General features: G+C 69.5%; 14 protein-coding genes. 9 read left to right on the top strand and 5 right to left on the bottom strand.

The features are described from left to right. Positions 1-18: 18 nt before the first annotated feature. Positions 19-180 carry an aureocin A53 family class IId bacteriocin gene (locus M4960_RS16425; RefSeq protein ID WP_123311236.1) on the bottom strand — a complete coding sequence of 54 codons (162 nt, stop codon included), beginning with the start codon at positions 178-180 and terminating at the stop codon, positions 19-21. A gap of 285 nt (positions 181-465) precedes the next feature. Here M4960_RS16425 and M4960_RS16420 point away from each other — a divergent pair, with 285 nt between their 5' ends. From M4960_RS16420 to M4960_RS16390, 7 genes are all read left to right on the top strand, one after another. After that, entirely contained in the window at positions 466-1221 is a 756-nt protein-coding gene (locus M4960_RS16420; RefSeq protein ID WP_131973731.1) for a hypothetical protein, read from the top strand. Continuing rightward, the gene (locus M4960_RS16415; protein WP_248704840.1) at positions 1218-2099 is read left to right on the top strand and encodes an ABC transporter ATP-binding protein; all 882 of its coding nucleotides are present in this window, start codon (positions 1218-1220) and stop codon (positions 2097-2099) included. Before M4960_RS16420 ends, M4960_RS16415 begins: the two co-directional genes overlap by 4 nt. A 16-nt stretch (positions 2100-2115) precedes the next feature. Beyond that, complete coding sequence (locus M4960_RS16410) at positions 2116-2568, top strand: PH domain-containing protein (RefSeq protein WP_131973732.1); 453 nt, start codon at positions 2116-2118, stop codon at positions 2566-2568. Positions 2569-2602: 34 nt separating this feature from the next. Then, positions 2603-4048 (top strand): PH domain-containing protein, encoded by a 1446-nt coding sequence (locus M4960_RS16405; protein WP_185021271.1) that lies wholly within the window; start codon positions 2603-2605, stop codon positions 4046-4048. Next, positions 4045-4308 carry a hypothetical protein gene (locus M4960_RS16400; protein ID WP_123311226.1) on the top strand — a complete coding sequence of 88 codons (264 nt, stop codon included), beginning with the start codon at positions 4045-4047 and terminating at the stop codon, positions 4306-4308. Before M4960_RS16405 ends, M4960_RS16400 begins: the two co-directional genes overlap by 4 nt. A 163-nt stretch (positions 4309-4471) precedes the next feature. Continuing rightward, positions 4472-4912, top strand: coding sequence for a VOC family protein (locus M4960_RS16395; protein ID WP_131845048.1), 441 nt, complete (start codon positions 4472-4474; stop codon positions 4910-4912). Positions 4913-5017: 105 nt separating this feature from the next. Continuing rightward, entirely contained in the window at positions 5018-5836 is an 819-nt protein-coding gene (locus M4960_RS16390; protein WP_248704839.1) for an SDR family oxidoreductase, read from the top strand. Positions 5837-5847: 11 nt separating this feature from the next. Here the strand turns inward: M4960_RS16390 and M4960_RS16385 are convergent, their stop codons facing one another. Beyond that, positions 5848-6690 (bottom strand): helix-turn-helix transcriptional regulator, encoded by an 843-nt coding sequence (locus M4960_RS16385; RefSeq protein ID WP_248704838.1) that lies wholly within the window; start codon positions 6688-6690, stop codon positions 5848-5850. 124 nt (positions 6691-6814) lie between these two features. On the opposite strand from M4960_RS16385, the gene M4960_RS16380 reads away from it, so the two are divergent. Continuing rightward, on the top strand, positions 6815-7735 hold the full coding sequence (locus M4960_RS16380) for an SDR family oxidoreductase (protein ID WP_248704837.1): 921 nt from the start codon (positions 6815-6817) through the stop codon (positions 7733-7735). Here the strand turns inward: M4960_RS16380 and M4960_RS16375 are convergent. Beyond that, positions 7728-8381 (bottom strand): DUF1345 domain-containing protein, encoded by a 654-nt coding sequence (locus M4960_RS16375; RefSeq protein ID WP_248704836.1) that lies wholly within the window; start codon positions 8379-8381, stop codon positions 7728-7730. The two genes, M4960_RS16380 and M4960_RS16375, sit on opposite strands and share 8 nt — an antisense overlap. A gap of 651 nt (positions 8382-9032) precedes the next feature. On the opposite strand from M4960_RS16375, the gene M4960_RS16370 reads away from it, so the two are divergent. Next, positions 9033-9476 (top strand): hypothetical protein, encoded by a 444-nt coding sequence (locus M4960_RS16370; protein ID WP_248704835.1) that lies wholly within the window; start codon positions 9033-9035, stop codon positions 9474-9476. 5 nt (positions 9477-9481) lie between these two features. Here M4960_RS16370 and M4960_RS16365 read toward each other — a convergent pair whose 3' ends face one another. Beyond that, positions 9482-10819, bottom strand: a complete 1338-nt coding sequence (locus tag M4960_RS16365) for an NAD(P)/FAD-dependent oxidoreductase (RefSeq protein ID WP_248704834.1) — start codon at positions 10817-10819, stop codon at positions 9482-9484. Next, positions 10819-12183, bottom strand: a complete 1365-nt coding sequence (locus M4960_RS16360) for an FAD-binding oxidoreductase (RefSeq protein WP_123292907.1) — start codon at positions 12181-12183, stop codon at positions 10819-10821. Before M4960_RS16360 ends, M4960_RS16365 begins: the two co-directional genes overlap by 1 nt.

Here is a 12183-nt window from a genome sequence, read left to right as displayed (position 1 = left end):
CCAAGCTGGAGTCGGTCACTAGCGGATGCCGAGGATCTGCTTGATCTTCGAGACGATCCAGTCGATCGCCTGCCCGGCGTTGATCCAGTTGAGAACCCGCTGGATGTTGGCTTTCGCCCAGTTGACGGCGCGAGCTCCGTACTTGGCGAGGAGCTGGAGGATTCGTGCGAACACAGCCATTGCTGCGCCCAATTCACATGTTGATCGGCATTGAACGGCCCCCCGCGTGCACTCGGCAGTCCGGCCGCTTCGGCGCGGCGAGGACAACCTTGCAGCCCTGGTCACCACCTGTCAAATGTGAAATTACAAAGCAGACGCGAGTGAAATGATGCCGTCTGGATCAGTTAATCTTCCGGCGAGAGGGGGCGCTGCGATGCTCATGTTCAGGCACAGGTTGAGTGCAATGGAGGCGTCTGTCGTCGAGGTCCGCGCATGGAGACCTTTCCAGCGATCCCGAGGCGGATCATGACGGAGACGTCGGCGGTTGTTCACCGGCGGGGCCGGTGGGCGCGCGCTTGGCGGGCAGAATTCTGCCGTTTCGTGAGTCTGCGTGTGCAAGGCGTCCTACTCGCCGTAGCTTCGGCCGGCGCCATCGCCCTCGGCGTTGGCCGCTTGTTCGCCCTCGGACTCGGGGCTCCTGATGAACAGATCCTCAACGCCGTGGCTGCTGGCGGTGACATCAGCCCCTTCTTCGTCGGCCTCGGCGCTGCGTTGTTCGCATCTGCCGATCTGTCGTCCCGACAGTTCGCACTCACGCTCCTCCAGGTCAAGGGCCGAGTACTGGTGTTCTGCGCGAAGATCAGCGTGCTCGTCTCGACCGCGGTCATCACCGGCGTCGGCGCGATGCTGCTGATCGCGCCGTTCGCCGTGCATCGCGGAGCAGGCGTTGACCGAGTCGCGATCGCCTACTGGCTCGCGGTGCCCGCGTTGCACGCCTTCTTCGCACTGCTGGGCGCTGCGATCGGGATGATCGTACGGTCCGTCGTCGGGACGGTGTTCGTGTACCTCGCGTTCATCTGGGCGCTTCCGCTCGTCGTCGCGATCGCGGGCATATGGGTACCGAGTATCAGCGGTCCACTCCTTCAGATCGCCCCGGTCACCCTGACGGCCGCAATGCTCGACCCAGCCACTCAGATCGGGGCCGCGGCGAGGTTCTGCCTGATGGACGGCGTTCTCCTGGCTGTCGGCTTCGTTTCGCTGCGCCTATGGAGGATCCGATGACCGCGATGATCGAGCTGATCGGGATTCGTCAGCGCTTCGGGAGCCGTGACGTGCTGACGGGCGTCGACCTCGAACTCCGTCGAGGCGAAGTCCTCGGCCTCCTCGGCGCGAACGGTTCAGGGAAGAGCACACTGCTGCGGATCGTCACGGGGATCGACGCGCCGGCTGCGGGTCAGGTCTCGACGGAGCCCGGTCAGCGACGCTCGGATCTTCGGGTCGGCGCACTTCTCGACCCAGGGTGGCTGGACGTTCGACTCACCTGCCAGCAGCACCTGGCCATCGCGCTCATCAACGCGAACGGTCGTGCAGTTCGATCAGATGTCCGAACTCGGTTGGTCGAGGTCGGCCTCGGCGATGCCGCGCGTCGACGCGTGAAGCACCTCTCGCTCGGGATGCGTCAACGGCTCGCGCTCGCGCTCGCGCTCGTCGAATCACCTGATGCGCTCATTCTCGACGAGCCACTCAACGGGCTCGACCCTGACGGCGTCTTGTGGATGCGAAACCTCATCCGCGAGTTCACGAGCAACGGCGGGGCAGTCTTGCTCTCCTCTCACCTCATGGCTGAGATGGAACGGATTGCTACCCGAGTGCTGCTCCTGGCAGAGGGCTCGGTGTCCGAGCTGGAGCGAGACCGCACAGTGCTCGAGCGAACCGTCCGTGTCCATGCCGTGGCAGGGCAGCGCGAGCTGTGCGCGGCGCTCGAGGAGGTATCGGCGACGGTCCGCGAGGATGATGGCGGCATGCTGACGGTCGACGGACTCGACGCTGCCCAAGTGTTCTGTCTCGCCCGAGACGTCGGGGCGGTCCTGACGCACCTCGCAGTCGACGTCCAGAGTCTCGAGGAGCAGTACCGTGACGCGGTCACCGCGGTCCGATGATCCACGAGACGCGGTGATGGATCGGGTCTCGATCGGAGCCGCAGCGCGCGCAGTGATCGTGGCCCGCGTCGAGGCGTGCGGCGGGGCTGTGCTGGTCGCATCGGCTGCTGTGCTCCTCTCTCTTCTTCTTCCTCCGGAGTGGACGCTCTACTGTCGCGTGGGCGCGGTGTTGGCCGGGTTGAGTGCGGCCATCGAGTCGGCGGTCATCGCACCGGCGGGCGTTCGTCAGTTCCGGGTCGAGCTGGCACCCACCGGACTCGTGATCCATCGCGGCGCGTTGTGGCGATCTGTGGAGCACGTTCCTTGGCCGAAGGTCGTGGTCATCCGTCAGCAGACTGGTCCGCTGCTGCACAGGCTCGGGTTGGCAAGGTGTGTCATCTTCACACCGGCGAAGGAGGTCACGCTTCTTCCGATGTCGCCACAGGACGTCCATGTCATCGTCGCAGCGAGTCTGGCCAGAAGTGCCTGATCGGCAGAGGCTCCGGCGCCCGCACGCTCGGCTGTTGATCGTCCGTGGCCTCGCCGCCATTCGCTCCGGCTGGATCGTTCTCGGTTTCCTCGTGACGATCTTCGCCCTCGCGCCGGACGGCTGGCGCATGCCCGTTCTCATCCTCGGTGCCTACTACTCCTACACCAGGTTGGTCGTCGTCTTCCACGACTGGATCTCACTTCGTTACGCAGCGGATGTCTCTGGCGTCAGGATCAGCGAGGGTGTCGTCGGACGACAGGACAAGCTGCTTCCCTGGCGATCTGTTTCGTCCGTGTCGCAGAGTCAGTCGCTGGCACAACGTCTCCTTCGCGTCTCGGACGTGCGGATCTCGGTCAATGCTTCCGATGGTGCCGGAGAGGTAATCCCCAGCATCAGCGAGCGTGAAGCGGCGAGGATACAACGCCTTCACCATCGGGCGTCGCGGTCGGCGCCAGGAGCATCGCCGGTCCGGCGCAAACCTCAGCCGGATCAGCCGCATCGCGGGGCCGAAGCCCAGTCGGTGATCTCACCCGTCCTGCGGGGGTGGGACTTCGTCCTCATCGGTGTGGCATCGGGGGCGTTCCTGTGGTTCATCCCGAGTCTCTACTCGCTGGTCGCCGAATTGGCATCGTTCCTCGGGTCGGCACGAGGAATCCTTCCGACGTTCAACGACCTTCGAGGGATCGGGGGGTGGTGGCTCGCCGTCATCCTGACCGCTTCTGCTGTGTGCAGCATTGCGTACGGATCGCTCTTCGCGTGGCTGAAGTACCGTCGTTTCGTCGTAGCGCTCGGGAGCTCGGGGGAGCTCGTCTTCCAAGCTGGCTTGGCGCAACGAGAGCATCGGGTGGTCGCCGCCAGCGCGGTGTCGGCCTACGCACTCCGCCGTCCTCTCCTCCTCATCCCGCTGCGCCGCGCGTCGCTCCGCGCGATGATCCGTGGTGACGGCGGTCAGATAACAGAGGGCAGGCTGCTCCCGTTGACGAGTGTTTCGAACGGACTGCACATGCTCCACGCCCTCACCGACGTGGATCCCGCCGGGTTTTCGTCCCTGGGACGCCCACAACATGGCTGGTTGATGGCGGGAGGCAGCGCTGGAGTCCTCGCCGGGTTGACCGTCGTGTCCTGGGTCGCGGTCGGCCTCGGACCAGCCCTCGCACTGACAGCGGCGTACCTGCTGATCTGGCGTTATGCGGATTCTCGGTTCGGAAGGATCGACGTCGCCACGAATCAGCGCGGCGTGCGATGGCTCGTAGCGCGTCGAGGGGTCGCGTTCCGATCCGTGTGGCTGATCCCCGAGGAAGCCATTGACTTCTCCCGTTGGAGTGGGGTGTTCCGTCACGCGGGAGTCCAAGTCTTCAACGTTCGAGGCCGTCATGTCGCGCGCCTCACGGTGTGGCCGGTCGACCTTCGCACAAGCCTTCGGTTGCGCCGAACGATCGGTTCTCCGCGGTCATCCACCACAGAAAGGCCAGGAACATGATCGATTTCTTCATCGCGGCAGCGGTCGCGGCATTCTTCGGGATGGCTTGGTTGGCAGGAAAGTACCTGCCGAGATTTGTCGGCCTGTGTTTCCCGCTGCTCGCGATCGTGATGGTCGGTACCGTTGCAGCCAACGCCGGATTGACGTCGGTTCGGGACTGGTTGCTGGGTGGCGTGGTCGTGTGCGTGACGGGTGTCGTCGTTCTCGCTGGCCGGGGGACGCGCCGGGAGCGAGCCCCGCGCCGATCATCAATCGATTGAAGGAGCTCGGTTGACTGCGTGCCGCTGAAGTCATAGCGTCGAGGTCACGAGCGTCAGGCTTGGACTGACGTGCTTACCTCGAAAACCCCCCGCTCAGCGGGGGGTTTTCTGTTCGTCCGGTGGCGGACCCGGGGCACGGAAGCTTCGAGAGTTGGGTGGGGTGATGAGCGAACCCATCGTCACGCCGCTCGGCTTCTCGCACGTGCGCCTCACGGTCACGGACATCCGCCGCAGCAAGGCCTTCTACGAGCAGCTGTTCGGCATGCCGCCCGGCAGTGACTTCAGCGACCAGATCGACGACCCGACGGTCCACGACGACCCGTGGCGGACCTACGGCGGGTGCTCGTTCACGTTCGGCGGGCAGACGCTCGGCCTGCGACCGGTCGCCCCCGCCGAGGACCGGTTCGATCCCGACCGAGTCGGCCTCGACCACGTGTCGTTCCGCGTCGGGTCCGTCGACGACCTGCACGCCGCCGTCGAGCGGCTGGACGCGGCCGGCATCGAACACGGCGACGTCACCGACCTGCAGCCGTTCGGCCTGGTGATCCTGTCCGTGCAGGACCCCGACGACGTCAACCTGGAGTTCGCGGCACCGCGGCCCTGAGCACGGTACGCCGGTGTCCGCTTGCCGCGTCCGTCACCCGGACCTCCAGGTGCCACGGAAGCGGGGAGCGTTGCCTGATCGCGTCAGATCTCAGGAGGAGACAGCATGAGCAAGACCTGGTTCATCACCGGAGCGTCGAAGGGCTTCGGCCGCGAGTGGGCGGAAGCCGCCCTCGAACGTGGAGACTCCGTTGCCGGCACGGCCCGCGACACCGACGACGTGCAAGCACTCGTCGACCAGTACCCGGACACGTTCCTCGGACTGCAGCTCGACGTGACCGACCGTGCCGCGGACTTCGCGGCCGTGCAGCGTGCGGCGGAGCACTTCGGCTCGCTCGACGTCGTCGTGAACAACGCCGGCTACGGCCACTTCGGCATGGTCGAGGAACTCACCGAGGACGAGGTCCGCGCCCAGCTCGAGACGAACCTGTTCGGAGCGCTCTGGGTGACCCAGGCCGCGCTGCCGATCATGCGCGAGCAGGGCTCCGGGCACGTCATCCAGGTGTCGAGCATCGGCGGGATCAGCGCGTTCCCGACGGTCGGCGCCTACCACGCGTCGAAGTGGGCGCTCGAGGGGCTGTCGCAGTCCCTGTCGCAGGAGGTCGCCGGCTTCGGCATCCACGTGACGCTCATCGAGCCGGGCGGCTTCTCGACCGACTGGTCCGGACCGTCGTCGAAGAAGAGCGACGAGATCGCCGCCTACGCCGACGTCCGCGAGGCCGCGTCGAAGCGCCCGTCGGCCGCCGACCCCGGCAAGCCCGAGGCGACCCGCTCGGCGATCCTGAAGGTCGTCGACGCCGAGCAGCCGCCCCTGCGCGTCTTCTTCGGCAAGGCGCCGCTCGGCATCGCCGAGAAGGACTACGAGTCCCGTCTGGCGACCTGGCGCGAGTGGCAGCCGGTGTCGGAGGAAGCACACGGCGCCTGACGGCCCAGCGTTCAGAGCCGCGTGCTCGTCGCGCCGATCACGGACAGCAGCCGGAGCCGCTCCGCGCTCACACTGCCCGGCTCCGCGGTGTGGACCAGCAGCGTCTGGGAACTCTCGGGGTCGTTGAGCACCTGACACTGCAGCGTGAGCAGGCCGACCTCCGGGTGGCGGTACCGCTTCACGTCACGGGGTCGCACGCCGACCTCGTGACGTGCCCAGACGTCGCGGAACTCCGCACTCGTCCCGAGCAGGTGTTCAGCCAGGCGCGCTGCGCGGGATCCAGGGCCTCGGCGTGCGAGGACGCCCCGGAGCCCCGAGGCGTACATCCGAGACAGGAACGCGTGGTCCTCGACCGGGTGCACGTCGCGGGACCCCGGGTCGGCGAACCACCGGTAGCCGATGCTCCGGTCGTCGCCCCGGCGGCCGCGCGCGTCACCGGTCAGCTCGACGGCGAGCGGCGTCTGTTGCAGTGTCTCGCCCAGCTCGGTGACGATCTCGGCGGGGCTGTCGGCGAGCCGGTCGAAGATGCGCATCATCCCCGGGCTGACGTGGTCCCCTCCGCAGGCGGCCGCTGGTGGCTCGTGTCCGGCGAGGCGGAAGAGGTGGTCGCGCTCGGCGATCGTGAGCCGTAGTCCCTGCGCGATGGACGCGAGCATCTGGTCGGACGGCTGCGGGCCGCGCTCCCGCTCCAACCGCGCGTAGTAGTCGACGGACATGTTGCTCAGCAGGGCCGCTTCCTCGCGGCGCAGTCCGGTCGTGCGACGCCGTTGCCCGCGCGCGAGGCCGACGTCCTCGGGCTGGAGTGCAGCGCGACGCCCGCGGAGGAAGTCCGCCAGGGATGCTCGGTCGATCACGGCCCCATCCTCTCCCGGACACGACGGCGTATCCACGGATCGTCGGGCCGTGGTTGCGGATGCGGAGGGCGGGGACCATCGTCCTGAGCGTCGTCCCCGGCGTTCACGACGAAAGAGGCGAACCATGGCGCGGACCGAACAGCTGACCATCCCGGACGTCACCGGCCGGAGGGTCCTGGTGACCGGCGCGAGCGACGGCATCGGTCTGGAGATCGCCGCCCGGTTCGCCGGAGCCGGAGCCGAGGTCGTCATGCCCGTGCGGAACCGCGGCAAGGGGGCGACGGCGGCGGCTCGGATCAGCGAGCGGCACCCGGCGGCGTCCGTCGTGCTCGAGGACCTCGACCTGTCCTCGCTCACGTCGATCGCGGCGCTCGGCGACCGGTTGCGGTCCGACGGCACGCCGATCGACGTGCTCGTGGGGAACGCCGGCGTGATGACACCGCCGGAACGCGGGACCACCGAGGACGGCTTCGAGCTGCAGTTCGGCACGAACCACCTCGGCCACGTGGCGCTCGTCGGCGGAGTGCTGCCCCTGCTCCGCGCAGCGAGGGGCCGGGTCGTGATGCAGACGAGCGTGGCGGCGCGGCGTGCGTCGATCCGTTGGGACGACCTGCAGTCCGAGCGTGAATACGACGGCATGCGGGCGTACGCGCAGTCGAAGCTCGCGTGCGCCCTCTTCGCTCTCGAACTCAGTCGGAGGAGTCGCTCCGGCGGGTGGGGTGTCACGAGTGCGGTCAGCCACCCGGGCGTCGCCCCGACGAGCCTGCTCGCCGCCCGCTCCGAGATCGGCCGTGGCGTCGACACCCCGCAGGTCCGGGTGATCCGGTGGCTGTCGGCGCGCGGACTCCTCGTGGGGACCCCGGCCACGGCAGCGGAGCCGGCCCTGCTCGCGGCCACGGCTCCGGACCTCGACAGCGGGTTCGCCGGGCCGACCGGCATCGGCCAGCTCGGAGGCCCGGCCGGACGTCGGGCACCGTGGGCCCCGATGCTCCGGACCGAGGACGCAGCACGGCTCTGGGACGCGTCCGAGGCGCTGGTCAGCTGATGATGTTCACCGCGCGAGAGATCACGAGCGCCAGCAGGATGAACCCGCCGAGTGCCTGGTAGGCCATGATCATCTTCGCGCGCACGGTCATCGGCATGGTGTCGGTCGGGCTGAACGCCACCATGTTCGTCATCGCGACGTAGAGGTAGTCCAGGTACACCGGTCGCCACGCGGCGGTCTTCGGGTCGGTCTCCTGCGGGAACTGGAAGTCGGCCTCGTCACTCGTCCACAGCTCGGGACGACGACGAGCCACCGGCCCGCCCCGGTCGAGCTCCCAGTACACGAGCCCGAACGCGATGATCGTGCTCACCCACACCTGTAGGGCGGTGAGCAGCACGGCACCGCCGTCGGCCTGGCCACCGAGGAGCACCTCGATCGTCCGGACTACGGTCAGCTGGTTCGCGACGGTGAGCAGGATCGCCAACGAGAAGGACACCCACCGTGACCAGGTCGTCTCGCGGGTCAGTCGTCGCGGGTTGAAGACGACGAGCGGGATCAGCAGCAGGACGCCGAGCACCGGGACCACCCATGACGGGAAGAACAGCACCTCGCTCGGCAGGAACAGGCTGAGCCCGAGGTTCACCAGGACGGCGATCGCCACCGGCGCGCGGTGTTCGTGCCGGGGTGTGGTCCGCGTCGTCGTCACGGCTCCGAGTGTGGCCCTCGAACATCGTTCCGGGCCCGTGCGACCCGTGAGGGTACGGTCAGTAGGACACCCGTGTCACTCTCACCGGCACCTGGAACATCAGTAGGCTGGTGGCGGGCTGTGTCACCGCCGGAGCGTGGCCCGAGCAAGGATGAAGCCCACCGCTGGGCAAACAGCGATGGGCTTCGATTTGCTCTCCGAGTGGAGAACGAGGGACAGAACGCGTCCCGAGCTTGAACTCGGAAGCAGTGTAACTCGATCACCGTCGGGTCGCACGTCCCTCCGCCCCTGCTCTTCGTGTCCGCCGGCGCTGACACGGAAGGTGGTTCGGATGTCCTCCGACGACGAACCGCGACGACGCCGTCAGGTGCCGTGGTTGGGGATCGCGACGTTGTTCGTGACCCTGGCTCGGTTCCTGCACGACGTGTGGCGCAAGGGTTGCGCCCAGGGTGCCCCGCGCTCTTGCCGGCGCGGGGCGTCCGCGTCGGTGGCCCGCCCGGACCTGGCGAGCAGTCCCACGAGCGGAGCGAGGAGCGTGCCGACCACGGAGCCGATGTCAACCGCTCGGAGGACCCGGGATCGATCCGTCGTCGCACGGGGTCGCGTCGCCCGGGGGACGATCCGCGGGCGCTCGGTGCGCAGGCTGGTGGCATGTCCGAACGCAACCGTCCCACCGTCCGTCTCCTCGCCGCCGTCGTGGTCGCCGGCTCCGTCGCGGTGCTCGCGACCGGGTGCAGCTTCGTCCAGCAGCAGACGGGCGATGCCTGGTCCGTGACCTACGAGGTCAGCGTCGACCAGCCGAGCGGGGCCGCGCTCACCGACGTGCGCGTCGAGGGTGCCGAGAAGCGCGGCGACGCCCCGGAGGTGCACCGGCTCGGGGCGCAGAAGACGAGTACCGCGACGACGAGCGACTCGGCATGGGAGCACGAGTCGATCGTCCTCGCCGAGCAGCGCGCCTCGGTCCGGGCGACCCCGGCGCGGGGTGCGACGGCGACGTGCCGGATCCTGCTCGACGGCAAGCGCGAGATCGCCACGGAGACCGCTGCCGCGGGTGAGCCCGTGACGTGCTCGGTCGACACCCCCGCGTTCGACTGAGCCGATCAGCCGCCGACGGGCGTCGCGAGCACGAGCGGGTCGACCTCGGAGCCGAGCAACCGCCCGGCCGCCCGCAGTCCGGACAGCAGCGCGCCGTGCACGGTCGCCGGGTCGTCGCCCCACGTGGCCTCGCCGGCGAGTTGCACCCGGCCGGACGGCGCCCCGAGCAGGTCGTGGTCGTCCGGTGACGCCCCGACGTGCAGGTACGAGTACGAGCCGCGTGCGAACGGGTCGTCGGCCCACCGGGTGATGCGGAACGCCTCCGGTTCGGGGACCGACGGGCCGAACATCCGCCGCAGGCCGCCGACGCCCTCTTCGACGATCATGGCGTCCGGCAGGGTCTCGAGGCGCCGGGCCCCGGTCCCGCCGACCAGGGCGGCCAGCACGGGCGCTCCGGTGACGCGGGACATGTCGTACCAGGAGTGCCAGTCGACACCGGCCGACCCTTGCTGGCGGACCACCCACGACTCGCCCCAGAACCGCTCCGGGAACCGCAGGAACACCTTGTCGTAGACGCCCATCCCGAGTCGGCTCATCGCACCGGTGACCGCCTCGGCGAGCGGTGGGTCGAACGTCACGGCGCCGGCCTGCAGCACCCCGAGCGGGACGGTCACGACGACGTCGTCCGCCGTGACCGACGAACCGTCTGCGAGTCCGACCACGACACCCGTTGCGGACTGCGTCACCGACCGCACGACCGCGGACAGCCGGACGTCGAGCCCCTCGGCCAGGGCGGCGGCGTACTGCGCGTAGCCGCCGGGGAACACCACCTCGTCGCCGGGGACGTGTTCCTCTTCGAGGCCGCGGGCGTCGAGGACGGTCACGGGTGCGCCGCAGAGGTCCTCGGAGCGGTGCGCCATGTACTCGCGGACCCGCGCGGCCCGGTCGCCCTGCCACTGCAGGGACCGCAGCACGGTGTCGACGGCGGCCGCGTACGTCGAGGGCGGTGGAGCGTGTGCGACGACGGTGTCCAGGGCGGCGTCGACGGTGTGCAGGTCCGCGACGAACGCCGAGGCCGAGGCCTCGGACAGCGGTGCGCCGGAGGGGCCGTGCCACGCGATCGGCCGGCCGTCGAACTGGAAGCTCCCGACGGTGAACTCGACGGTCTCGATGCCGAAGCGGGGAGCCAGGGCCCAGAGCGGGTTGCCGTCGACACCGTGGATCCACGAGGCGCCGAGGTCGACGGGCACGCCGAGCGCGGTGTCGGTCCAGGTGCGGCCGCCGATCCGGTCGCGGGCCTCGAGCACGACCACCCGCTGGCCGTCGAGTGCGAGCGCCCGGGCAGCGGCGAGCCCGGCGACCCCGGCCCCCACCACGACGACGTCGGCATCGAGTGCAGCCATCAGTGGCCTCCGGTCAGGGGTGCCATCAGCCGCGCCGCCAGGCTCGGCCGTCCGGTCAGGGCTTCTTCGCGGTCGGCCAGGTCGGTCGCCACGAGTCCGGCGTTCGCCCCGAGGAACCGGAGCGGCTCGGGCTCCCAGTCGGGCGAGCGGTGGTTCACCCACGGCAGCGCGGTGAGCGGCGACGCGACCCCGCGCACGAGGTCGGCGAGCGTCCGCCCGGCCAGGTTCGTCGTGGAGAGTCCGTCACCTACGTAGCCGCCGGCGGTGCCGACGTGCCCGTCCCAGGTGACGGACGCGCACCAGTCGCGCGGCACCCCGAGCGGGCCGCCCCACGTGTGGGTGATCGGGGCGTCGGTGACGGCTGGGAACAACTCCACCAGGGACTTCCGCAGGTGCTCGAAGACGCGTGGCACCCGGTCGTAGCCGGGGGTGATCGCGGACCCCCAGTGGTAGCGGGCTCCGCGTCCGCCGAACGCCAGTCGGTCGTCCGCCGTGCGCTGCCCGTACACGAGCAGGTGCCGGTAGTCGGAGAACGTCTGCCCGTGCTCCAGGCCGATGCGGTCCCACACCGCCGCGGGCAGCGGAGCGGTCGCGATCATGAGCGAGTAGAGCGGCAGGATCCGCCGCTTCGTCTGTTCGAGCTGTGCGCCGTACCCCTCGACCGCGATGACGACCGCGCCGGCCGTGACGGTCCCACGCGACGTGACCACACGCCCGTGGTCCCACGACGAGGCGGGCGTGTGCTCCGCGATCCGGACGCCCCGGGCCTCCAGGGCGGCCGCCAGGCCACGCACCAGTGCGGCGGGCTGCACGCGCGCACAGTCCGGGGTCCACGCGACCCCCGCCGATCCGGCGGCGTCGCCGGGCCGGGCCGCGCGCCAGGTCATGGCGTCGCCCCACTCGGCCGACGAGGCGACCTCGTCGTGCGCCGCGCGTTCCTGCACGGCGGACCGTGCGTAGAGGACGGTGCCGCCCTTCACGTAGTCGCAGTCGACCCCGGCTTCGGCCGCTGCGCGGCCGACCTCGTCAACGGTGTCGCGCATCGCTGCGCGCAGTGCGAGGGCGGCGTCGCGGCCGTGCTCGCGCGCGACGGACTCAGCGGATCGCGGGAACAGCGCCGAGCACCAGCCCCCGTTGCGACCGGAGGCGCCGAACCCGGCGATCTCGCGTTCCAGGACGACGATCTGGAGGCCCGGGTCGGCCTGGTGCAGGTACCAGGCGGTCCAGAGACCCGTCAGTCCACCGCCGACGATCGCGACGTCCGCGGTCGTGTCGCCGTCGAGCGGCGGCCGGGGCGCCAGGTCGTCGCGTCCGGTGGACGCGAGCTGGTCGAGCCAGAACGAGACGCCCCGGTAGCCGCTCAC

Origin of the sequence: Curtobacterium sp. MWU13-2055 (assembly GCF_023242305.1) — a bacterium.
Lineage (GTDB): Bacteria > Actinomycetota > Actinomycetes > Actinomycetales > Microbacteriaceae > Curtobacterium.
Note: the sequence above shows the minus strand (reverse complement) of the source record. Positions and strands in the feature narration are given on the sequence as shown.